The sequence below is a fragment of the Desulfurispirillum indicum S5 genome (assembly GCF_000177635.2).
Lineage (GTDB): Bacteria > Chrysiogenota > Chrysiogenetes > Chrysiogenales > Chrysiogenaceae > Desulfurispirillum > Desulfurispirillum indicum.
In genome coordinates this window covers 780,881-802,682 of sequence record NC_014836.1, presented here as the reverse complement: position 1 = coordinate 802,682, position 21,802 = coordinate 780,881, and the positions used below count along the sequence as shown (strand labels likewise).

The 21,802-nt window shown below is 54.2% G+C and carries 22 protein-coding genes and 2 tRNA genes; 6 read left to right on the top strand and 18 right to left on the bottom strand.

What is annotated here, in order from left to right:
- Nucleotides 1–2: 2 nt before the first annotated feature.
- From SELIN_RS03895 to SELIN_RS14490, 8 genes are all read right to left on the bottom strand, one after another.
- Nucleotides 3–78: transfer RNA gene (locus SELIN_RS03895), tRNA-Phe, on the bottom strand.
- 433 nt (nt 79–511) lie between these two features.
- Nucleotides 512–586 (bottom strand) — tRNA-Val (locus SELIN_RS03885).
- 91 nt (nt 587–677) lie between these two features.
- A complete protein-coding gene (locus SELIN_RS03880; protein ID WP_013505390.1) occupies nt 678–1,643 on the bottom strand; it encodes an NAD(P)H-dependent flavin oxidoreductase in 966 nt (321 codons plus the stop codon).
- Between the two features lie 35 nt (nt 1,644–1,678).
- The gene (locus tag SELIN_RS03875) at nt 1,679–2,248 is read right to left on the bottom strand and encodes a redox-sensing transcriptional repressor Rex (RefSeq protein ID WP_198007120.1); all 570 of its coding nucleotides are present in this window, start codon (nt 2,246–2,248) and stop codon (nt 1,679–1,681) included.
- A gap of 192 nt (nt 2,249–2,440) precedes the next feature.
- Nucleotides 2,441–2,692 (bottom strand): ATP synthase F0 subunit C, encoded by a 252-nt coding sequence (gene atpE, locus SELIN_RS03870; protein WP_041726484.1) that lies wholly within the window; start codon nt 2,690–2,692, stop codon nt 2,441–2,443.
- A 150-nt stretch (nt 2,693–2,842) separates the two neighbouring features.
- Nucleotides 2,843–3,514 (bottom strand): F0F1 ATP synthase subunit A, encoded by a 672-nt coding sequence (gene atpB / locus SELIN_RS03865; RefSeq protein ID WP_013505388.1) that lies wholly within the window; start codon nt 3,512–3,514, stop codon nt 2,843–2,845.
- On the bottom strand, nt 3,514–3,921 hold the full coding sequence (locus SELIN_RS03860; protein ID WP_013505387.1) for an ATP synthase subunit I: 408 nt from the start codon (nt 3,919–3,921) through the stop codon (nt 3,514–3,516). Before SELIN_RS03860 ends, atpB begins: the two co-directional genes overlap by 1 nt.
- Nucleotides 3,887–4,420 carry an AtpZ/AtpI family protein gene (locus SELIN_RS14490; RefSeq protein ID WP_198007118.1) on the bottom strand — a complete coding sequence of 178 codons (534 nt, stop codon included), beginning with the start codon at nt 4,418–4,420 and terminating at the stop codon, nt 3,887–3,889. Before SELIN_RS14490 ends, SELIN_RS03860 begins: the two co-directional genes overlap by 35 nt.
- Before the next feature lie 563 nt (nt 4,421–4,983).
- Between SELIN_RS14490 and SELIN_RS03845 the strand changes: the two genes are divergently transcribed.
- From SELIN_RS03845 to SELIN_RS03825, 5 genes are all read left to right on the top strand, one after another.
- On the top strand, nt 4,984–7,365 hold the full coding sequence (locus SELIN_RS03845; protein WP_013505384.1) for a molybdopterin oxidoreductase family protein: 2,382 nt from the start codon (nt 4,984–4,986) through the stop codon (nt 7,363–7,365).
- 52 nt (nt 7,366–7,417) lie between these two features.
- A complete protein-coding gene (locus tag SELIN_RS03840) occupies nt 7,418–7,690 on the top strand; it encodes a chaperone NapD (protein ID WP_013505383.1) in 273 nt (90 codons plus the stop codon).
- The gene (locus SELIN_RS03835) at nt 7,690–8,454 is read left to right on the top strand and encodes a 4Fe-4S dicluster domain-containing protein (RefSeq protein WP_013505382.1); all 765 of its coding nucleotides are present in this window, start codon (nt 7,690–7,692) and stop codon (nt 8,452–8,454) included. The genes SELIN_RS03840 and SELIN_RS03835 overlap by 1 nt, the downstream gene beginning before the upstream one ends.
- A 3-nt stretch (nt 8,455–8,457) precedes the next feature.
- On the top strand, nt 8,458–9,324 hold the full coding sequence (locus SELIN_RS03830; RefSeq protein ID WP_013505381.1) for a 4Fe-4S binding protein: 867 nt from the start codon (nt 8,458–8,460) through the stop codon (nt 9,322–9,324).
- Nucleotides 9,325–9,699: 375 nt separating this feature from the next.
- Nucleotides 9,700–10,035 (top strand): ArsR/SmtB family transcription factor, encoded by a 336-nt coding sequence (locus SELIN_RS03825; RefSeq protein WP_013505380.1) that lies wholly within the window; start codon nt 9,700–9,702, stop codon nt 10,033–10,035.
- A 20-nt stretch (nt 10,036–10,055) separates the two neighbouring features.
- Here SELIN_RS03825 and SELIN_RS03820 read toward each other — a convergent pair whose 3' ends face one another.
- The 5 genes from SELIN_RS03820 to groES all read right to left on the bottom strand — a co-directional run bounded on the left by SELIN_RS03820 (nt 10,056) and on the right by groES (nt 14,320).
- Nucleotides 10,056–10,757, bottom strand: coding sequence for a P-II family nitrogen regulator (locus tag SELIN_RS03820; protein WP_013505379.1), 702 nt, complete (start codon nt 10,755–10,757; stop codon nt 10,056–10,058).
- Nucleotides 10,754–11,488 (bottom strand): DUF1538 domain-containing protein, encoded by a 735-nt coding sequence (locus SELIN_RS03815; protein WP_013505378.1) that lies wholly within the window; start codon nt 11,486–11,488, stop codon nt 10,754–10,756. The genes SELIN_RS03820 and SELIN_RS03815 overlap by 4 nt, the downstream gene beginning before the upstream one ends.
- Complete coding sequence (locus tag SELIN_RS03810; RefSeq protein WP_013505377.1) at nt 11,485–12,177, bottom strand: DUF1538 domain-containing protein; 693 nt, start codon at nt 12,175–12,177, stop codon at nt 11,485–11,487. Before SELIN_RS03810 ends, SELIN_RS03815 begins: the two co-directional genes overlap by 4 nt.
- 152 nt (nt 12,178–12,329) lie before the next feature.
- Nucleotides 12,330–13,979, bottom strand: coding sequence for a chaperonin GroEL (gene groL, locus SELIN_RS03805; RefSeq protein WP_013505376.1), 1,650 nt, complete (start codon nt 13,977–13,979; stop codon nt 12,330–12,332).
- A gap of 50 nt (nt 13,980–14,029) precedes the next feature.
- On the bottom strand, nt 14,030–14,320 hold the full coding sequence (gene groES, locus SELIN_RS03800; protein WP_013505375.1) for a co-chaperone GroES: 291 nt from the start codon (nt 14,318–14,320) through the stop codon (nt 14,030–14,032).
- Between the two features lie 233 nt (nt 14,321–14,553).
- Here groES and gyrB point away from each other — a divergent pair, with 233 nt between their 5' ends.
- Entirely contained in the window at nt 14,554–16,953 is a 2,400-nt protein-coding gene (gene gyrB / locus SELIN_RS03795; protein WP_013505374.1) for a DNA topoisomerase (ATP-hydrolyzing) subunit B, read from the top strand.
- A gap of 164 nt (nt 16,954–17,117) precedes the next feature.
- Here gyrB and argB read toward each other — a convergent pair whose 3' ends face one another.
- The 5 genes from argB to SELIN_RS03770 form a co-directional block, all read right to left on the bottom strand.
- Nucleotides 17,118–18,011: an acetylglutamate kinase gene (argB, locus tag SELIN_RS03790; RefSeq protein ID WP_041726478.1), complete on the bottom strand. Its 894-nt coding sequence runs from the start codon at nt 18,009–18,011 to the stop codon at nt 17,118–17,120.
- 290 nt (nt 18,012–18,301) lie between these two features.
- Complete coding sequence (ychF, locus tag SELIN_RS03785) at nt 18,302–19,405, bottom strand: redox-regulated ATPase YchF (protein ID WP_013505372.1); 1,104 nt, start codon at nt 19,403–19,405, stop codon at nt 18,302–18,304.
- 28 nt (nt 19,406–19,433) lie between these two features.
- Nucleotides 19,434–20,528, bottom strand: coding sequence for a hypothetical protein (locus SELIN_RS13780; protein ID WP_013505371.1), 1,095 nt, complete (start codon nt 20,526–20,528; stop codon nt 19,434–19,436).
- A 6-nt stretch (nt 20,529–20,534) separates the two neighbouring features.
- Entirely contained in the window at nt 20,535–21,017 is a 483-nt protein-coding gene (locus SELIN_RS03775) for a nucleotide exchange factor GrpE (RefSeq protein ID WP_013505370.1), read from the bottom strand.
- Nucleotides 21,017–21,799, bottom strand: a complete 783-nt coding sequence (locus SELIN_RS03770; protein ID WP_013505369.1) for a PilZ domain-containing protein — start codon at nt 21,797–21,799, stop codon at nt 21,017–21,019. The genes SELIN_RS03775 and SELIN_RS03770 overlap by 1 nt, the downstream gene beginning before the upstream one ends.
- Nucleotides 21,800–21,802: the final 3 nt, after the last annotated feature.

Below are 21,802 nucleotides of genomic sequence, written 5' to 3'. Positions count from 1 at the left end.
AATGGTGCCCAGAGGCGGAATCGAACCACCGACACGAGGATTTTCAGTCCTCTGCTCTACCGACTGAGCTATCTGGGCAGCTCGGTTCAAGCGTTCGGGGGACTTTATATACAAATCAGCACGGGGGTGTCAAGGGAATAATTCCCGCCAATGTGGCTTCGCAAGCGCTCGCCATGAGCTCCGCACAAGGGACATCTATTCCAGCAGAAGTTAGCCTCAGTCAGTGCGCTTCGCCAAAAAACAGCCCCCTTGCCGAGGCAAGGGGGAAAAAGGAGATCTATGAAGAGAAGGAGAGAGATACCATGCTTGATTTGCATACTGCGTGCCAAAACGAAACCGCTGAAAAACACACCACAAAGCGCATCTGCCGCCTGCACACCCTGTTTCCACCTTGCACACCTGTGCAAAATATACCCACACGCTTTCCAGCCTGCACTTGCTTGCGCTGAACCTCGGGTATCGGCAATAAAAAAACCGCCCACACAGAACGTGTGAACGGTTGTTTCTTTCATGGTGGGCGATACTGGGATTGAACCAGTGACTTCTACCGTGTCGGGGTAGCACTCTCCCGCTGAGTTAATCGCCCTTTGCAAACAGAGGGAAGCTAGCAAAGACGAAGATCTTTGTAAAGCAAAAATATTGCTTGCCAGCTGCCCCAGAGCCAAAATGGTTCTGAATCACTGCGCCTCGGCAGCGAGGATATCACGAGCTTCGCCCATTATCTCTTCGACGATCTGGGCAACCGGCTTGATCTCTTTGATACGGTGCACATTTTTCCCGGCGAAGAAAAGGCCTTCCTCAATATTTCCATCGCGCGCCTTGATCAGGGCATCCCGTATACAGAATGTGTGACTGCAGCTTTTGAGACACTGGTTGCAGGATTTCACCGGTACCTTGCCATCGCGCAGAAAACGCTCGACAAAGGGGGTAATAATGGCCCGCCCCGGATAGCCAACCGGGCTGAGAATCGTCGTAATATCCTCTTCGCGCGCATTCAGATAGACTTTCTTATAGTTTTCATGCACGTCGCATTCATCACTGAGCACAAAGCGGGTTGCCAGCTGGACCCCATCGGCACCCTGTCGGAACATGCGGGCAACATCCTTGCCATCAGTTAGTCCACCGGCAGCGATAACGGGGATCTTCATTCCCTGTTTGATTTCAGCAAACATTTCGTCCAGGGTCAGTTCCGTACCCAGGTGACCACCGGCTTCGACACTTTCCACAACAATGGCACTGGCACCCATTTTTTCCACAAACTGCCCAATACGCAGGCTCGACACAATCGGCACCACTTCCACATCGGCTTCACGGCAGATCTGGAACAGTTGCTTGGAGATACCTGCGCCTGCAACCACCATATCCACACCACCTTTAATGGCGGCCTGCACCAGCTCAAGAAAATGGTTCGCTGCAACCATGATGTTGACCGCGACAATACCGCTGGTCAGTTTTTTTGTCTCCTGCACCATTTTATAGAGAAGCTCGGGGCTGACCCCGGTCCCGCCAAGTGTACCTATGCCGCCTGCATTACTGACAGCAGCGGCGAGCGAGGGATTCGAGACGAGAACCGACATGCCACCCTGAAGCAAGGGATAGCGTGGACGCAATTTTCCGATAACAAGTTCTGGTATTGTTTTCAATGGATATCCTTTACTGAGAAATTCACGGCATATTTCTATTTCTTTGACAGGTAAAATGCAAGGGTTTCCAGCTCAATGGTAAAATCGACGTACTTGACTTTCACATTTTCGGGAACCTTGATGCGCATAGGCGTGAAATTCAGAATTCCCTGAATTCCATTGCTGGTAAGAAGGTTCGCCACATTCTGGGCCGAGTCGGGCGGAACGGCAATAATGCCTATTTGAATTTTCTGCTTTTTAAGCGCTTCCCCCAGCTGCTCCATGCAGGTCACGGGTTGAATTTCCGGGGGCAGCCCGGTCAGTTTGTTCTCATCACGGTCATAGGCCAGCCGCACGTGGAAACCGGACTTCCGAAAACCATTATAGGAAATCAGGGCGTGACCCAGATTACCGACGCCAATCAGGGCGACATTCCAGATATTTTTCAGCCCCATGATGTGCTCAATTTCGTGCTTGAGTTCGGAGACATAGTACCCAACGCCACGCACTCCCATTTCACCGAAATACGCAAGATCCTTGCGAATCTGGGCAGAGTTGTAGCCACACAGTGTCGAGAGCTCCCCACTGGAAATGACTTCCGTTGACTTTTTTTTCCAGAGAATCAAGGACTCGAATATAGGTGGAGAGTCGTCTTATGGTGGCTTCGGGAATTTTCATTATGCTGCGGCCCTCCTGCTCTTGGTTAATGTATTCACAAATAATACAATGTTCGGGGAATTTTCAAAAGAAAAAAAGCGACAGTGTGAACACTGTCGCTGATGTTTCCCTGACCTGTACTAAAACGGCTAAATGAGAGATTAACCGAAAAATGCAGCTGAGTAAGGGTTGGCAAAGAGGAGAATAAGGGCGATAACCAGAGTATAGATCGCCAGAGACTCGATCATGGCCAGACCGATGATCATGGCAGTCATGATTTTACCGGAAGCATTGGGGTTGCGCGCAATACCCTCAGTCGCACCCTGAATAGCATTACCCATACCGATACCGGTACCCAGTGCACCAAGACCCATACCAATACCAGCGCCAATCATGATAGCCGTCAATACCATGGCGCTTCCACTTCCACCTTCACCGGCCAGGGCGGCAGAAGAGGCCATTGCTACGAAAGCAACGGTAAACAGAATTCGCTTCAGCATAAATAAAAGTCCTCCTTAAAAATAATCAATGATTTTATGATCAAAGCATAACAAACTGATTTGTCAGTGATGGGCATCTTCCATGGCACTGCCAATGTATATCATAGCCAGCAGACAGAAAACAACGGTCTGAATGACAGCTACCAGCACTCCAAGGCCCATGATAATCATGGGTATAAAAAAGGGCACCAGCATAAGCAAAACCAGCAGAACTTTTTCTTTACCCATCATGTTACCAAACAGACGAAGGCTCAGGCTGACGGGGCGGGTCAGATGCCCGACAATTTCAATGGGGAACATAAGAGGGGCCATGGCGGGAATAGGGCCCGCAAAGTGCTTGATATAATTCCACGCGCCCTGGGTTTTCACTCCATAGTAGTGGGTAAGAACAAAGACGATAATGGCAAGCGAGGCCGTGGTATTCAGACCAGCCGTGGGGGGATGGAAGCCCGGCAGCAGGCCAACAATATTCGACGTGAATATATAGAAGGCAAAACCGGCTATCAGAGGAAGGAAATAGTCACCGCGCGCACCCATACTGGAACGCACAGCTCCTTGCAGCAGTTCAATAACCGTCTCAAAAACGTTCTGAATGCCACGGGGAACTTCCGCCATTTTTCTGGTAGCAAGCCAGGAAAGCCCAAGGACAATCACCATAACCGCCCATGTATATACGACGTCCTTGCTGAGCCAAGCGGGAAAAGCTTCACTGTGCAATAAGAGATATTCCTTCATTAACCATCTCCCCTAACCGTATTTTTCTCTCTATAGAAATACAATGCAGACCATGAAAGCAAAAAAGCGACACAGAAAGAGAGGCCAGCGAGCACCCATGCAATGGAAACCACCTTGGTAACAAGAACCACAACCAGGAAAATCCCCAACAGGGCGTACCGCAACAAAAAACCCCCGATCAGGCTGGCCTTCCCTTCGGCGGCGCCACACCCCTCATCGACAAACACCTTCTGCACCTGCAGCCGGATCTGTCGAAAAAAGAAGGTAAAGGTATAGGCTCCTATACCAAAACTCAGGGCCGCCTGCGGCGAATAAAAAAGAAGCGCACCAGCTGGCAGCGCACTGAGCCACAACCAGAGTTCCGCCTGCCCCTCAAGGGTCTTTGGGAGTTTCATTCTTGTGATCATCCATTCCGCCATAGCGCTTTGCCAGCACCCACATATTGCGAACTCCCGCGGCCACTCCATAAAGGACACCCGCGATTTTCCCCCAGGGATGCCAACCAAACCACAGGTCTGCCTGATACCCCAGAAAAACACAGAGCGCGAATGCCAGTATGAAGGAAATGCCAATGGAGCTGGCCTGGGCCATTTGCCTGGCGAATGCCCCCCGACCTGAACCCTGATGGTTTTTATTCATGACAAAACCACCTTTTGAGAGCCTGTCTTCTCCTTCACAAACATACGGCTTGTACCATAGCCGCAAAAAAACTGTCAACCCCATAATAGAGCCATTGAATACCACCACAGGCCCTTTCAGAGCACACACAGCACTCTTACCCCTGCTAAATGGCCAGCTTAAGAAGATACCTGTATACAGTATACAAAATTTCCCCAGCGCAATGAAGAAAAAAACGCGATGGGTCTTGTGAATAAATTCACCGACACCTTTTTTCTCGCCTGCCACATTTTCTCCCGCATCAGACATCAAGCGTCAAGGGTCCTTCCATCGCGAAAGCTTTCCCAGAGCCTCATGGGCGAGGGCAGGGCGTATCGTCTTCAATTGGCATCAGAAATGCTCTACCAGGCTGTGAATGCATGCACATTCCCAAGCGCATGCACAGTTTCCAAGGAGGAGATAATGAGAAAGACTGTAGGACTGGCCTGTGCCCTTGTACTGCTCGCGGCAGGCATGGCATGGGCCCAAGGCACCCCTTCCAGGCACCCGGTCCCCATGAACAGCACGGACTGCATGAGCTGCCACGAGAAATCTTCACCAGCGGTGGTACAAGAATGGCAAACCAGCGCCCACGGAATGACGGGAGTCACCTGCGCCACCTGTCACGGTGACGAGGCGAATTTTCAATCCAGCCCACCTGTCCAGTCGTGCCGAGGCTGTCACCCGGCTGAGGTAGCAACCGCCCCGGAGCGTCGAAACTGCACGTCATGCCACACCACTCACAGCTACAGGGCGCACCGCACCCACTACCTGCGCTGACGCTCACCAGGAAAATCTACAAGGAGTTCCCTATGTCACTGAAACGCAGAGATTTTCTCAAGATGTCCATGGCAGCCAGCGCGGTTGCTGCTTCAGGTGTATCTTTTTCATCTTTGGCTCAGACCATGCAGGACGATGGCGTGGAAAAGTGGGTCAAGGGCGTGTGCCGATTCTGCGGCTACGGCTGCGGCGTCTATGTGGGCGTCAAAGGCGAGAAGGTTGTCTCCATCAAGGGCAACCCCGATGCCCAGACCAACTTCGGCTTCCTGTGCGTCAAGGGCTTCCTGGCCTACAAGTCCATGTACCATCCCGACCGCCTGACCCATCCCCTCATCCGTCAGAGCGATGGCAACTTCAAGCGCGCCTCCTGGAATGAGGCCCTCGACCTGATCGCCAGCAAGTTCAAATATTTCCACGAAAAGCATGGTAAGGATTCCGTGGCCTACTACGGCTCGGGCCAGTGCACCACCGAAGAGACCTACTCATTCAACAAGCTCTGGAAAGCCGGTTTCCGCAGTAACATGGTAGAAGGAAATCCCCGCCTGTGTATGGCCAGCGCCGTTGGCGGCTACATCAGTACCTATGGAGCTGATGAGCCCGCCGGAGCCTATGCCGACTTTGAAAAGTCCAAGTGCCTGTTCATTGTTGGCTCCAACATGAGCGAGTGCCATCCCGTGGGATTTCGTCGCATCATGCGCCACAAGCGCAATAACCCTGATGTGAAAATCATTGTCTGCGAGCCGCGTAAGACCTCAACAGCCAGCATTGCCGATCTGTGGCTTCCCGTTGATCCGGGCACAGACCTGGCCGTTTTCCACAGCATGGCCCACGAGATCATCAAGAACAACTGGATTGACCAGGGCTTCGTGGAGCGCCACACTCGCATTACCGATGGCAGCAAGGCCCTGACCTTAGAAGAGTATGGCAAGTTCCTGGAGCAGTTCAATCCAGAAGCGGTGGAGAAAATTACCCGCTGCCCTGCCGAAAATATCCGCCAGGCCGCCCAGTGGTTTGCCACCAGTGGTGCCTCCATGTCAGTCTGGTGCATGGGCCTGAACCAGCGCACCCGTGGCGTGTGGGCCAACAACCTGATCCACAACCTGCACCTGCTGACGGGCAATATCGGCAAGCCGGGAGCGGATCCTTTCTCCATGACCGGTCAGCCCAATGCCTGTGGTGGTGTGCGCGAAGCTGGTGCCCTTTCCCACTTGCTGCCCGGCACCAAGCCAGTGGCTAACGACGCCTGGCGTGCCCATGTGGAGAAAATGTGGAAGGTCCCCCCTGGCACTATCGATCCCAAACCCGGCTTCCCCACCATGAAGATGTTTGAAAGCCTGGGCGCAGAAAACGACCCGAACAAGCCCATTAAAGCCATGCTGGTCTGCACCACCAACCCTGCCCAGAGTCTGCCCAACCTCAACAAATACCTGAAGGGCATGGATGACGCCTTCCTGGTGGTGCTGGATATTTTCCCCACCCGCACCACCCAGTTTGCCGATGTCATCCTGCCAGCGGCCTTCCTGTACGAGAAGGGCGGCGTCTATGGTTGCTCCGAACGCCGCAGCCAGTTCACGGAGAAAGCGGTCAACCCTCCCGGAGAGGCCAGGGCCGATCTGTGGATCGTGGCCCAGCTGGCCAAACGCATGGGCCACGAGAAGCTGCTTCCCTGGAATGAGGCAGACACCATGAAAGCTGGCGAAAAGGCCTGGAATGACTATGTACAGATAACCAAGGACACTGGCCACACCCTCCTGGGCGCCACCTACCAGCGGCTGCGTGAGTCGAAAACCGGCCTGCAGTGGCCTGTACCCAGCATCGATCACCCCGGCACCTACAAGCGCTACGTCAAGGGCATGGATCCCCACATGGAGCGTTTGCAGAAAGCAGGGACCATCCCGTCTGAAGCCACCGTCTACTTTTATGAGGACGCTCGCAAGGAAGGCAAGGCCAACATCTTTGTGCGCCCCTATCAGGAGGCGGCGGAAATGCCTGATCGCGAATATCCCTTCTTCTTCACCACCGGTCGAACGGTGGAGCAGTGGCACACCGGAACCATGACCATGCGTATTCCGGAAATTGCCCGCTCCCATCCCAACGACTATCTGGAAATCCACCCCGACGATGCGCGTCGCAACCGCATTGCCATGGGCGACATGGTAAAGGTGGTCAGCCGTCGCGGCGAGGTGACCCTGCCCGCCAGGATTACCGACGGAACCATGCCCGGCGTGCTTTTTACCCATATGCACGACCAGGCAATCAGCCGTATGTGCAACTTTGTGTGCAACGACGCCGTGGACCCCGGATCAGCTGAACCCGAGTACAAAATCGCTGCCGTAAAAATTCAGCGCGTCAGCGGCCCCCAGGATGTGGCTGACGGCTACATCATCCGCGACGTGAACAGCCGGTTCATGTAACCCTTTTCCCGCCCCCCGGCTGGGGGGGGCGGGATTATCCCCGGAGGACGCAATGGTACTTTCCGCATGCATTATCAGCCTGAAAAATCCCTTTAATGAACAGATTGCACGCGCCCTCTGCCAGTCGGGACGCGTGGAGATCCACGGTGTGTCCGACGACAGGCTCCAGCTGGTAGCCATATTCGAGGCCCAGGACAGCAAGGACATCGAGCGCCTGCACGAAGAGATCAGTAAACAAGAAGGCGTTCTCGACGTGGCCCACCACGCCTTTCACTTTGAAGATGACGTGGAAGCACTCTGCAGCGCGAATCAACAGGCCATCTAATGAGTGGACTGGTTCAGTGGCTGCGCTCTGCGCTCAACGAAAACCCCTTTAAGGATGACTTCGCTGCCGATCGCATGCGCCCGCCGGGTGCCGTGGAAGAGGAGCGTTTCATGGAGCTGTGTATTCGCTGTGCCCGCTGTATCGAGGTCTGCCCCTACTCCTCCATCCAGCGCTCCAGCTACTATGATCGCCTGCAGATCGGCACTCCCTATGTGTACGCCCAGCAGCGTGGCTGCTACCTGTGCATGCTCTGCCCACCAGTCTGCCCAACGGGGGCGCTGGACCCCCACGTCATCAGGCCCCTGCAGGTGCGCATGGGAATTGCCCGCATCAACGAAAAGACCTGCCTGAACTATATCTATGAGCAGGATGAGCTGCAGGGCGTTTCCCGCGATGGCAGCGCCATGATCTGCAACGTCTGCTTCAACGTCTGTCCCCTGCGCGACACAGCCATTATCCTTAAGAATGGCCTCCTGCCTGTCATTACCGATGAATGCGTTGGCTGCGGGGCCTGCGTGGAGAAATGCCCCACCAGGCCAAAATCCATGCAGATCATCACAGAGGGCATGGTGGACGATCTGCGCAGCGGCATGTACCACCTGCGCAGCCGCCGTACCAGCCCGGACACATCCCATGGTCCAGCGGACGGCATCTACCATCGGGAAGAGTTGCTGCAACGCAAACAGGAGCTCTCACCTCAAGGGCAGAAGCCCACCTTTGAATATGACTTTCAGGTTCAGGAATCCGTCGAGGGGTGGGAATAAGACATGAGATTTCACTATCGGCCAGCACTGCCCGACTGGTCCAATATTACCACCTGGAGAAGGCTGGTGCAGTTTTCCGTGGTCTTCTTCATCTTTTTGATCCCCTTTCTGAACACCCTCAAAATCCACTTTGCCAAGGGCACCTTCTACTCACTGGATATCGGGGAGCTGGCTATGGCTGATCCCATTGCCATCTTCCAGGTCATGCTGGCATCCACCAGCATTTCAGCTGCCATGCTGGCCTCCCTGGCCATTCCTCTGCTGCTCATGGTAATCCTCGGCAGGGTCTGGTGCAGCTGGGCCTGCCCCTACTACCTCATCAGCGATGGCATTGCTGCCCTGAGAAGAAAACTGGGCCTTCCAGAGCACAACGCTTCAACCATGTGCCCATCCCGGCGCGCCAATGCATTTCGTTTTGGCTTCCTGCTGGCGGGAATGGTCTTAGTAGGAGTCGCCGGGGTACCGGTGCTGAATCTGATTCTCCCTCCGGGGATTCTTTCCTCCCAGGCACTGGTGCTGGTGAAGTTCGGCTATATAACCTTTGAAATGGCGCTGATTTTCGCCCTGATCATGATTGAACTGCTGCGGCCACGCTTCTGGTGCCGCCTTTTCTGCCCCACGGGAACCTGCCTGAGTGCCTTTAAAACCCAGCGCGGAATACACATTACTCTGGATCCGACCCAGTGCACGCAATGTGGACAGTGCCAGAGTGCCTGCCCCATGGGGCTGGACCCCCGTCGCCAGGGCCACGATCCCTTGTGTCATAACTGTGGTGAGTGCATTGATGTGTGCAGACAAAGCTCTGGCAAAAGCTGCGCCCTGTTCTTTTCCATGGGAACCCAGGGCAGACGCACAAGTTCTGGAAACTAAGGACTGAAGTTTCGCACCCCCGAAACGGCAGGTTGTCGGCGTCGACACTGATACCATATTGGAATGGCAGAAGGCGTACTTCCTGTACGTCGCAGTGACGAGCGATGCCCGGCAACGCAGCAGATGGGCCTCTTTGAGCAGCCTGCTGCCGGATCTCCAGGACAGGCGAGCAGGCGATCCGGAAAAACGGGCGTTCGGGGGCGCGTTTTTGTGTCCTTTTTGCGCGGTCAGAAAAGACAATATCCGGAGACGAAAAATGGAATACCAGATAAGTCAAGCATTCAGAATCAATACGGTTTCCGCGCGATAAACGCCGGGATAACAACACCTTAACCCAAGACAACAAGGTGCGAAAGTTGAGTAAGGAGGAGAAATATGGAGGAGTATCGAGGACAGTATACTTTAATTGGTGAAGTGGCAAAGGCACTTGCACACCCAACACGACTGTTTATCCTGGAGCTCATTGCCAGAAAAAGGGTGTGCGTACAGGATATAGTGGATATGACGTCCTATGACCAGTCAACCATTTCCCGCCACCTCGGCATCCTGGCTTCTACTGGCATTGTCACCGCTCAGAGGTGTGGTCACAGAATTTACTATCGCGTAAAGCATCCTTGCATCATGAATTTTTTCACCTGCGCGCGGGTCTTCCTTGATGAAGAGCACGCTGAAAAGCTCACCCAGCTTCGCCGTCAGAGCAAGTCAGCATAGGTGACTACGGCCAGGGCGCATCACTCGGAGCCATTGCACTCCGAAACAACCTGGGCGGCAGCATGGCTTTTGATGCCCATGGTCTGCTCCACAGGCAACACAAAGGAGATTCCCCTGCCAGGTTCGTTGATGGCCACATCTTCCTGAATGGCACTCAGCACATCCTGCACCCTGGCCCGTTCAATCAGGGTCAACACCAGCTCCTTTTCCGGTTCTATGGCAATGGAGAAGAGCTTCGCCTGCTCGTGAATTCCCGTTCCACGTCCATAAATGATTGTCCCACCCTGAGCTCCTGCCCGCTTGGTGGCATCCACGACGATTTCCGCATTGCCCTTGTTGACCACCGTCACAATAAGCTCATATCCGGTATTACTCATACATCCTCCCGCACTGCAGCTCAGCTCACACGCTTCCGTCAGGTGGGCAATGCCGATCACCTGACACACATCAATCACAAAGGCAATCCCATTTCCGGTCTTATCCAGCTCAGCCGACCGGGCAATGGCCTCCAGGGCCCCGTTCATCACTTCTTTTGAAATCAGGGTCAGGATAATCTCCTTTTCCGGCTCAATACAAAAACCCAAAAAATTCTTCTGGGCCAGACCCGTGCCCTTGCCGGGGATGGTGGTCCCACCTTCGGCACCCGCCTGTTTAGAGGCTTTGATGACCTTCTGCGACAGGCCCTTCTTGACAATAGTCACCAGGAGTTTATGGTTAATCATGCCTTGTCTCCTTGCCTTTCACTGCGACGATACAGCAGTCCCAGTGTGAGAACGGAAAGAATGGGGGCCAGGGCCACCAGGGTAATCATGCCAAAGCCATCCAGCAGGGGATCGCGCCCCTCCATCACCGTGGCCGCTCCCACGGACATGGCCATAATAAAGGTAACGGTCATGGGGCCCGTGGCTACGCCGCCAGAGTCGAAAGCCACCGCCGTAAATGTCTTGGTGGAATAGCGAATCATCAGCAGGGCCAGCAGGTAGCCGGGAATAATGATGTACCACAGGGGAATTCCCAACAGCATGCGGGCCATGGAGAGGGCGATGGAAAGCGCAACGCCAATGGAGAGGGTATAGAGCATGACCTTGCGGGGAATGTAGCCACTGGAGACCTTTTCCACCTCAATGTTGAGAATGCGCACGGCCGGCTCGGCAAAAGTGGCCACAAACCCCAGCACAAACCCGATGGGAATCAGCACCCAGTTATGCCTGAAGGCCCCCATGATGGCGCCCATATACTCTCCGGTAGGCAGAAAGCCGATGTGTACCCCCTGGAGGAACAGGGCAAGGCCGATAAAGGTCAGTATCATGCCCTTGAAGATATCCACCAGCCGACGCATGGGCAATTTCAGGAAAAAAAACTGAAAGATCATGAACAGAACCAGCAGGGGAATAAGGGCAAAGGCGACTTCGGTCAGTACGTGAGAAAATCCGGCGAAGATCTGAATATTCATGTGAAGAATACCCCCAGCAGCATCACCGCCAGGATGGGGCCAATGGATGCCAGGGCCACCAGGCCAAATCCATCGCTGGAGGCGGTTTTCCCCCGCAGTACCGATGCCACACCAACGCCCAGAGCCAGAATAAAGGGCACCGTCATGGGGCCGGTGGTAACTCCCCCGGCATCAAAGGAAATGGGGATAAAGTGGGCCGGAGTAAATGATGCCATCAGAAATACTGCTCCGTAGCCTCCGACGAGCAGATAGGTTATGGGAATATTCAGGATAATGCGCAACATGGCCAGGCCGACAAAAAAGGCTACCCCAAGGGCCACGGTATAGATCAGCAGATTCTTGCCAATCTGACCGTCCGAGACTATGTCCACCTGGATAGCCAGCACGCGTACATCAGGCTCCGCCACCGTCACCACAAACCCCAGAATAAAGCCGAAGATTATCACCAGACTGGCCTTACCGGTGCGGGGCAGGGCCGAGCCAATCATCTCCCCGACAGGCAGCAGACCCACCTGGACACCTACCAGAAAGAACATGAGCCCCAGGGTCACCATGACCAGCCCCGCCAGAAACTGCAGGAAGGTTTCCATGGGAAGCCAGATGATGGTGAACTGCATCAGGATAACCACGCAGGCAATGGGCAGCACCGCAAAAATAACTTCGTGTATGGTTTCCTTAATATCATGCATGGGGCGACCCTTCCCGTGAAAATGCCTGTTTCAGAAATGGCTCCCAGCTTAGCAGACTTGCCCCTGCTGTACAATGGCAGGGACGCAAAAAGGCCAGCCGGAGCACTCCGGCTGGCCTTTACCAATTATGAGTCAGGGGCAGACAAAGGGGATTACATCATCCCCATGCCGTCCATACCGCCCATTCCGCCCATTCCGCCAGGCATACCGGCTTCCTTCTTCTCGGGGATGTCGGAGATGCAGGCTTCAGTGGTCAGCATCAGAGCAGCGATGGAGGCCGCGTTCTGGATGGCGGTGCGTCCAACCTTCGTGGGGTCGATAATACCAGCTTCAATCATATCCACGTAGATCTCTTTGCGGGCATCGAAACCGTAGTTCAGGTTGCCTTGCTCAAGAATCTTGTTGATGATGATGGAGCCTTCAAGACCAGCATTGCTGCAGATCTGACGGATGGGCTCTTCCAGGGCGCGCACGATAATTCTGGCGCCAACTTTTTCGTCGCCCTCCAGGCCATCAAGAACCTTTTCAACAGCGGGAACGCTGCGCAGCAGGGCAACGCCGCCGCCAGGCACGATTCCTTCTTCAACGGCCGCGCGTGTTGCGTTCAGGGCATCCTCAACGCGGGCCTTTTTCTCTTTCATCTCAGTTTCCGTGGCAGCGCCCACCTGGATAACCGCTACGCCTCCTGCCAGCTTGGCAAGACGTTCCTGCAGTTTCTCCTTATCGTACTCGGAGGTCGTCTCCTCGATCTGCCTTTTGATCGTGGCAATGCGGCCTTTGATATCATCAGCTTTGCCAACGCCATCAACGATAGTGGTATTTTCTTTGTCAACCTTGGCGGACTTGGCCTGACCAAGCGTATCAAGAGTAACATTCTCCAGCTTGTGGCCAAGCTCTTCGGAGACCACTTCGCCACCGGTCAGGATCGCGATATCTTCCAGCATGGCCTTACGGCGATCACCAAAGCCAGGAGCCTTGACAGCGCACACGTTGAGCACGCCGCGCAGGCGGTTGACCACCAGGGTGGCCAATGCTTCACCGTCAATATCTTCGGCGATGATCAGCAGGGGCTTGCCGGTTTTGGCAATCTGCTCAAGCACGGGCAGAAGATCGCGCATGCTGGAGATTTTTTTGTCGTAGAGGAGGATAAAGGGATTTTCCAGTTGTGCCACCATCTTTTCGGAGTCCGTGACAAAGTAGGGGGAGAGGTAGCCGCGGTCAAACTGCATGCCTTCAACCGTCTCCAGGGTAGTTTCCATGGACTTGGCTTCCTCGATGGTAATGACACCATCCTTGCCGACTTTCTCCATGGCCTCGGCCAGGATTTCCCCAATGGTTTCATCACTGTTGGCAGAGATGGTTCCCACCTGGGCAATCTCTTTTTTGCTGTTGATTTCCTTGCTGATGTCCTTCAGGTTCTTCACCACCACGTCAACGGCGGCATCTATACCCTTTTTCAGCTCCATGGGGTTGGCACCGGCGATGACGTTCTTGATGCCTTCGCGGTAGATGGCCTGGGCCAGGATGGTGGCAGTGGTCGTTCCGTCACCAGCGATATCGGAAGTTTTCGAGGAAACTTCCTTGACCATCTGAGCACCCATGTTTTCAAAAGGGTCCTGAAGTTCAATCTCCTTGGCAACGGTCACGCCATCCTTGGTGATCAGAGGGGCGCCGAACTTCTTCTCGATAACAACATTGCGACCTTTGGGGCCGAGGGTTACCTTTACGGTATCCGCCAGGGCATCAACACCCTGAAGTATGGTCTTACGGGCTTTTTCGCCAAAAATAATCTGCTTAGCCATAAATAATCACCTCAAAATAGAATGGAGTGTACGAAGAATGTGATGGCTGATCAGCCTTCAATAACGCCCAGGATATCGTCTTCACGCATGATGATGTACTCCTGGCCGTCGATTTTCACTTCGGTGCCGGCGTACTTGCTGAAGAGCACCTTGTCACCAGCTTTTACCGTAGGAACAATGGTATTGCCATTATCAAGTGCCTTGCCGGGGCCAACTGCCATGACATTGCCTTCCATGGGCTTCTCTTTGGCCGTATCGGGAATGATGATTCCGCTGGCAGTCTTCTCTTCTGCTTCGATGCGCTTGACGATGATTCGGTCTTGCAATGGACGAATATTCATTCGTATGCCTCCTGAATGAAGATATGATAATGAGTTCCGATTATCGGCACTCAACCACGGCGAGTGCCAGCACTGATATAATAAAATCCAGGGGCAAATGCAAGGGAAAAATTGCCGACCCCACGCACCGCAACTCCCTTTAACAGGGGAGAGACATCTTCGCTGGCAAAAAACACAGGACTGCTATATGATAGAGTGTTCACAAAAAAGATTTACACAGAAGAGGTATCTGGATGACCCAGCAGGCATACGGCGCCGACAGCATCAAAGTTCTCGAAGGTCTGGAGGCCGTTCGCAAGCGTCCCGGGATGTACATCGGCTCAACGGGAATAACGGGCTTGCACCACCTGGTCTACGAAGTCGTTGACAACTCCATTGATGAAGCTCTGGCAGGACACTGCGATACCGTCGAAGTGGTAATCCACACCGATAACAGCATAACGGTAACGGATAACGGGCGGGGCATTCCCACTGAGTTCCACAAGGAGCAGAACCGCTCAGCAGCAGAGGTGGTCCTCACGGTTCTGCATGCCGGCGGAAAGTTCGACAGCTCCTCCTATAAGGTTTCCGGTGGCCTGCACGGCGTTGGTATCTCCGTCGTCAACGCCCTCTCCGAAGAACTGGAGCTGGAAATCAAGCGTGATGGAAAAATTCACCGCCAATCCTACCGTCGCGGTTTCCCCCAGCAGCCCCTTGAAGTGGTCGGCGAAACGCGCAGTACAGGCACAAAGATTCGCTTCCTTCCCGATTCTCAGATTTTCGAAACCACCGAATTCAGCTATGAAATACTTTCCAACCGATTACGGGAGCAGGCCTTCCTCAACGCCGGCGTGACCATCATCATCACCGATGAGCGCGTGGAGAAGACCAACACGTTCCTGTATGAAGGCGGACTGCGTTCGTTCGTCACCTTCCTCAACAAGAACAAGCAGACGCTGCACCCCGAACCGGTGCACGTGGCCGGCGAGAAGAACGACATCATTGTGGAAATCGCCCTGCAATACAACGATACCTACGCGGAAACCCTCTTCACTTACGCCAACAACATCAACACGGTAGACGGTGGAACGCACCTGGTGGGGTTCAAGTCGGCACTGACCCGCTGCATCAACACCTATATCAGCACCGCCAAGATAAAGGGCAGCGAAAAGATCACCCTCTCTGGCGACGACATCCGCGAAGGGCTCACAGCCGTTATCAGCGTCAAGATCCCCGACCCTCAATTTGAAGGGCAGACCAAGGGTAAACTGGGAACCACCGAGGCCAAGAGCGTGGTGGAGTCCATTTTCGGGGAAAAATTTGCCGCCTATCTTGAGGAAAACCCCGATGTGGCCAAACAGATTCTCAACAAGGCCATCAACGCAGCCCGCGCCCGCGAAGCAGCCCGCAAGGCTCGCGAACTGACCCGCCGCAAAGGCGTACTGGAAGGAAACTCTCTGCCAGGCAAGCTGGCGGACTGCTCGGAAAAAGACCCTGCCAAAAGTGAGCTCTACATAGTGGAAGGTGACTCGGCGGGCGGTTCCGCCAAACAGGGACGCGATCGCCGCAACCAGGCCATCCTCCCCCTGAAGGGAAAAATCCTGAACGTGGAAAAGGCCCGCTTCGATAAAATGCTGACTTCCGAGGAGATCAAGATTCTGATCACCGCACTGGGAACGGGCATTGGCCAGAATGACTTTGACATCAACAAAATCCGCTACCACAAGATCATCATCATGACGGACGCCGACGTCGACGGTGCCCACATCATGACCCTGCTGCTGACCTTCTTCTTCCGCCAGATGCGTGAAATCATCGAACGGGGCTACCTCTACATCGCGCAGCCACCCCTCTTTAAGATTCAGAAGGGCAAGAAGGAAATGTATGTCAAAACCGAAAAGCAGCTGCAGGACTACCTGATCGACCTTGGGCTCGACAACGTCGAACTCAAAGACGAAGAAGGCAAGACGATCACCGCCGAACAGTGCAAGGAATATATCCGCCGGATCGTGGAAGCGGAGCGCCTGCTGCACCTTTACCAGAAAAAAGGATTTGACATCTTCTTTATTAAAGAGCTGGCCAAAAACGCGGTAGCCGTGGAGACAGAGCTGCGCAACGAGCAGTCGGCCCGCGATATCGTGGAGCGCTGCGTCAGCCGCTACGGCCATCGTCCTGAACAGTTCAGCGTGGATTTCAACGAGGATACCTCGTCCTACGACATCACCTTTACCCGGGAAGAGTACAGCTACCGCACCACCATGACCATCAACAACAAAATAGCCTCCAGCGTGGAATTGCGCAAACTGCGTGACATCTACCAGTACCTGCGCCAGTCCATGGGACGCAGCCCCTTTCTGGTCAAGGATGGCGATCGCTCCGTTGAACTCGGTTCCTACCTCAAGTTCAAGAACTATGTGGTGGAACGCGGCAAGAAGGGCGTTGGTATTCAACGTTACAAAGGTCTCGGTGAAATGAACGCCGACCAGCTGTGGGACACGACCATGTGTCCCGATAACCGTTCACTCCTGCAGGTCAGCATCGATGACCTGGTGGAAGCTGACGGTGCCTTCACGATCCTCATGGGTGACAATGTTGAGCCCCGCCGCGAGTTTATCTACGATAACGCTCTGAATGTGCGCAACCTGGATATCTGACAAAGCAACGGCAAAAGTCCTCGAAAACGAAAGCCTTCACCATTTTCTGGTGAAGGCTTTTTTGGATACCCATATCACAGGTTTACCGACTTTTTCGCTTGAAAACAGACCGACCAACAGGCAGCCTGATCCATCTGCGACCTCCCCGAGAAACGCGCCTCGGTTCAGCTGCGCGCTTCGCGCACGATCTGCGTCCCGATGCCGTGATCGGTGAAAATCTCCAGCAGCACGGAGTGGAGAACGCGCCCATCAATAATGTGAACCTTGTTCACCCCGCCGTCAAGGGCGATACGGCACGCTTCCACCTTGGGAATCATGCCACCGTGAATCACGCCTTCCGCAATCATCTCGTCAATGCGCGGCAGCGTCAGAGAGGTGATCAGGTTACCATCCGCCCCCTGTACCCCCTGAATATCGGTCAGCAGAACCATTTTCGCGGCCTGCAGTTTGGCGGCGATGGCGCCGGCCACAAAATCGGCGTTGATATTGTAGGCTTTGCCGTCAGCGCCTTCACCAACCGGGGCAATCACAGGAATAAAGCCCCCGTTGCCCACGTGGTTGAGCACCTCCACATTGACGGCCTCCACCGTTCCCACCATACCGATATCGATGATTTCCGGCCGCTGATCAGCGGGCCCCGGCTTGCTCACATAGTGTTTTTTCGCGCGTATCAACTGCCCATCGCGGCCGGAAAGCCCAACGGCTTTGCCGCCGTTCTGGTGAATCAGACCCACGATCTCCTTGTTCACCTTGCCCACCAGCACCATCTCGACAATGCTCATGGTGTCTTTGTCCGTCACACGCATGCCGTTGACAAACTCCGATACCTTGCCCATGCGCTTGAGGGTTTCGCCGATCTGGGGCCCCCCTCCGTGGACAATCACCGGATTGATGCCAATGTATTTCATGAGAATCACATCAAGGGCAAAATTCTTTTTCAGCTCATCGTCCACCATGGCATGGCCGCCGTACTTGATGACGATGGTCTTGCCATAGAAGTTTTTGATATAGGGCAGGGACTCCATCAGGACAGAGGCTTTTTCAATCAGTTTTTCCATGTGCATAGGTGCTCCCGAGAAAAGTTATTGCTACGTTCGGCGTAACTATTTACGGTGTGTTGGTACTCGCCCCAGCATTCCTCCCAGAGACACTCACTTTCGTCCGAGGACCTCCGTCTCTGCCGCTCGCCATCCGGGCTCGCTCTCGGAATACTGGCGCTCCTGCTGAAAAAAAACGCAAAGTACCCGTGAATGGCTACAAACAGGCTAATAAAAAACCACTTGCGGGCACCTTGCACCGGCAGGTTTTCCAATTGACTGCTTGTCTTGGGGTATTTTCAGGAAGATGGCTAAACGTTAAACCGAAAGTAAATTATATCTCCATCCAGCACTTCGTAGTCCTTGCCTTCCAGGCGCATCTTCCCCTGCTCGGCAGCTTTCTTCACATTGCCGCAGGTGACCGCGTCGGCAAAGCTGGTAACCTCGGCACGGATAAAGCCCCGCTCGATGTCGGTGTGAATCACGGCGGCGGCCTGGGGCGCCTTGGTGTTACGGGGAACGGTCCAGGCGCGCACTTCCTTCTCTCCGGCGGTGAAGTAGGTGATCAGGCCAAGCAGCTGGTAGCCTTCGCGTATAAGGGCATTGAGACCACTTTCACTCAGGCCGATATCCTGCAGAAACTCCCTGGCCTCCTCTTCGCCCAGTTCAGAAATTTCCGCTTCAATTTTCCCGGAGAGAATCACCACGCCGGCATTTTCCTGGGCGGCGCGTTTTCTGACCATCTGCACAAAGGGGTTCTTGTCGGGGTCGAGGATATCATCCTCGGATACATTGCAGACGTAGAGCAGAGGCTTTGTGGTCATCAGCTGAAAACCTGCCAGCATGGGCTGCTCGTCATCTGCGACCTCAAATTCAAAGCCCATTTTCCCTTCATTAAGGTGCTCGTGCAGGCGCTTCACCAGCGCAAGTTCACGGGTGACCTCCTTGGCCTGTGGGCCTTTGAGCATTTTGGTCAAACGCTCCATGCGGCGTTCCAGCGACTGCATGTCAGAGAGAATCAGCTCGGTATTGATGATCTCCATGTCCCTGGCCGGATCAATGCCGCCACTGACATGGGTGATATTTTCATCCTCAAAACAACGTACCACGTGGGCAATGGCATCCACGGCGCGGATATGGGAGAGAAACTGGTTCCCCAGGCCTTCACCCTGGGAAGCGCCCTTAACGAGTCCGGCGATATCCACAAACTCCATGGTGGTGGGCACAATGCGCTGGGGATTGATCATAGCCGCAATGGTGTTCAGGCGAGGATCGGGTACACTCACCACGCCCACATTGGGATCGATGGTGCAGAAGGGGTAATTGGCACTGGCGGCTCCCGCCTTGGTGAGTGCGTTAAAGATGGTAGATTTGCCTACATTGGGCAGGCCCACTATTCCACAGGTGAAACCCATACGTTGTACTCCATATTCTTTCTCGATATTACTGGTGCTCTTCATCATCGGACGGCCAGGATTTGATGGCACGGATCAACACGAGGTTTTCGTCAAAATCCTGAAAGAGGTTCTCCTCGCGATAGTGCACGGCACAGCGCACCGGTCGACGCACAACCATTTCGATGGCTCCCCTGAGCTCCTCAAGGGATTGCTCCAGGGACTGTACGGTTTTGCGCTCATTGGAAAAGACCACAATATCAATTCCCATATCGCGCTGAAAACAGTTTACCTTGATTTCCCCCAAACGGGAAAACTCCATGTACAGGGAAAGGATATCCGAGTCAATCCCCCGCGCCTCTTTTTTGCGTTTCTGCAGGCGCATACGCAGGCGCCTGAGCTGATCGGCGGTATCCAGGGGAATCTCCACCAAAAATATCCCGTCCTGGTTCAGGATGAGATTCGCCACCTGCTCCCGCGTCAGAAACTGCAGACGCTGGCGGATAGTGTCAACGAGTCGCTCACTGTTGGCATAGCGCCCGGCCAGTAAAAGCAGTTGAAACTTCAGATCCTGCACAACCGGACGACTCCCGGTCAGCAGGTGATTTTCCATCAGCATGCCGCTGTGAACGCTCAGATGCTGAAGCTGCTCGGCGGTACTTCTGGCAACTGCGGGTTTCGCCGTCATACCAGGCGCCTGCAGGTCCCGAATCAAGCCTTCCAGTGAGAGCCGGCTCCCACGAAGCAGGCTGGCTTCTTCGGGAATCAGTTGCCCTCCGGGCAGCTGAAGGGGAAGTGAGGGAGAGACTGCCGGAAGCTGCAGGAGTGTTGCCAGAGGATGGCTGGAAAGCAGACTGGGAGTTGGCAGCGCACTGAGGGAGGGCGGCACCGCCGTGGGCAGCTGAGGAAGGATTTTCAGTGTCAGAGCTGGCTGCAGAGACTGCACCAGCACCTGATATCGGCCCGGCTGCAACGGTGTCTCAGTTCGCGCGGTAACCTCCTGTCCGCGCAGGAAAAGTGACACCTCATGGGAGCTGCGCATCCCCCGCACCAGGATATCCAGCTTCTCACCCGGACTCAGCCGGACATTGTGGGTCTGCTGCAGTGTCTCCAGCTGGCGAACAAGGGAGGGGAGAATATCCACCGCTGATCAGCCTTCTTTACCAGAATTCCCTGTGGCCTGCTGCGATTCGAGCACCCGGCACAGCAGGGTGACTTCGCTGACGGTTTTGCCGAGTTTCTTGGCGATCTCCTGTGGCGTAAAGCCCCGTTGCATATAGAAGGCCACATCTTCTTTGATATCTTCGGTTTTGGGCGTTCTTGCCGCCTGCTGCACATCATCGGATTGCTGAATAAGGGCTTCCAGCTCAGCCTTGCGCTTGTCCACAAGATCCAGAAGCTGTTTCAGTATAAATTCCTGTTTTTTGATTTCATCGGTGAGGTTGAGAGTAGATTCATCGGCTTTGATCAGAAGCGCCTCCAGGGAGTCATGAAGGCTTTCAAGCTCATAGAGCGAATAGTGCCCCATGGACTGGCGCATTTTCCCGAAGGCCCAGAGCAGGTAAAGCACCACCACAAAGAAAAAGCACAGCGCCAGAATCATCACAGACAGGAATACAGGGCTGTGAAACATTACTGCTTCCTTTTGGACTTCAGAATTTCCCGCTGGCGCTCAAAGACATACTTGATAAGCTCTTCGCGGTCATCCTCACTGATATAGGTAAAGAGGATTCCCGTCGCTCCCCCGGAGAAGGGAACGCCTTTGCCAATGGCGTAGAACTCGTGGTAGGGGTAGATGGGAATTTTGATCTGAAGAAGATAGGCGCTGCCAACTTCACCTTTTTCGCCAATCAGAAACCCTCCACCCACACGGCTGGTGTGAAAAAAATCCTTGATCACCAGTTTTTCCGAAGAATGGGACTCCAAAAGGTTCAGGATACGGTCGAGCTTATAATTTATATCGCCAATGAATTTCATCAGCGACTGGGGAATATCATCATTGGCATCAAGGTATTTTGGCATGTTGGGCTGAGGTGTCCGATAGCTGCGCATTTCCGGGCGGGTGGCATAGTACTCCTGCTCAGAAAGTGGCTTGTAGTGAACCTTGATGCGATCTTCTATGGAAGTATATTCATGGCGGGTCGCTTCGCCCACGAGTCGTATTCCATAGACTTCGTCACGCAGCTTGCCGGCGATCCGCCCCTCCTGGGTCACGAGAACCTCACCGTCTATGACATTCACCGTCACCGGATAGTCTTCACTGCTGGAGATATTCCCGTAGTCCATGGCAATCTGTGTATTCAGGCGCACCAGAACCACGGATTCGCTGACCTTATCTACCGTGGCAGAGCACCAGAGTTCAAGACCCTGAACCGTGCGCAGTGCCAGCTCAATTTGCGTTCCGGGTGACAGCATAAC

Coding starts and splice junctions, on each gene's coding strand:
- SELIN_RS03820 (WP_013505379.1), bottom strand. CDS start 10,757: ATGATTAACCATAAACTCCTGGTGACTATTGTCAAGAAGGGCCTGTCG.
- atpB (WP_013505388.1), bottom strand. CDS start 3,514: ATGAAGGAATATCTCTTATTGCACAGTGAAGCTTTTCCCGCTTGGCTC.
- argB (WP_041726478.1), bottom strand. CDS start 18,011: ATGGAAAAACTGATTGAAAAAGCCTCTGTCCTGATGGAGTCCCTGCCC.
- groL (WP_013505376.1), bottom strand. CDS start 13,979: ATGGCTAAGCAGATTATTTTTGGCGAAAAAGCCCGTAAGACCATACTT.
- SELIN_RS03845 (WP_013505384.1), top strand. CDS start 4,984: ATGTCACTGAAACGCAGAGATTTTCTCAAGATGTCCATGGCAGCCAGC.
- SELIN_RS03775 (WP_013505370.1), bottom strand. CDS start 21,017: ATGTTTCACAGCCCTGTATTCCTGTCTGTGATGATTCTGGCGCTGTGC.
- SELIN_RS03830 (WP_013505381.1), top strand. CDS start 8,458: ATGAGATTTCACTATCGGCCAGCACTGCCCGACTGGTCCAATATTACC.
- groES (WP_013505375.1), bottom strand. CDS start 14,320: ATGAATATTCGTCCATTGCAAGACCGAATCATCGTCAAGCGCATCGAA.
- SELIN_RS03835 (WP_013505382.1), top strand. CDS start 7,690: ATGAGTGGACTGGTTCAGTGGCTGCGCTCTGCGCTCAACGAAAACCCC.
- SELIN_RS03825 (WP_013505380.1), top strand. CDS start 9,700: ATGGAGGAGTATCGAGGACAGTATACTTTAATTGGTGAAGTGGCAAAG.
- SELIN_RS03810 (WP_013505377.1), bottom strand. CDS start 12,177: ATGCATGATATTAAGGAAACCATACACGAAGTTATTTTTGCGGTGCTG.
- SELIN_RS03770 (WP_013505369.1), bottom strand. CDS start 21,799: ATGCTGTCACCCGGAACGCAAATTGAGCTGGCACTGCGCACGGTTCAG.
- SELIN_RS03840 (WP_013505383.1), top strand. CDS start 7,418: ATGGTACTTTCCGCATGCATTATCAGCCTGAAAAATCCCTTTAATGAA.
- ychF (WP_013505372.1), bottom strand. CDS start 19,405: ATGGGTTTCACCTGTGGAATAGTGGGCCTGCCCAATGTAGGCAAATCT.
- SELIN_RS03860 (WP_013505387.1), bottom strand. CDS start 3,921: ATGATCACAAGAATGAAACTCCCAAAGACCCTTGAGGGGCAGGCGGAA.
- gyrB (WP_013505374.1), top strand. CDS start 14,554: ATGACCCAGCAGGCATACGGCGCCGACAGCATCAAAGTTCTCGAAGGT.
- SELIN_RS03815 (WP_013505378.1), bottom strand. CDS start 11,488: ATGAATATTCAGATCTTCGCCGGATTTTCTCACGTACTGACCGAAGTC.
- atpE (WP_041726484.1), bottom strand. CDS start 2,692: ATGGTATTGACGGCTATCATGATTGGCGCTGGTATTGGTATGGGTCTT.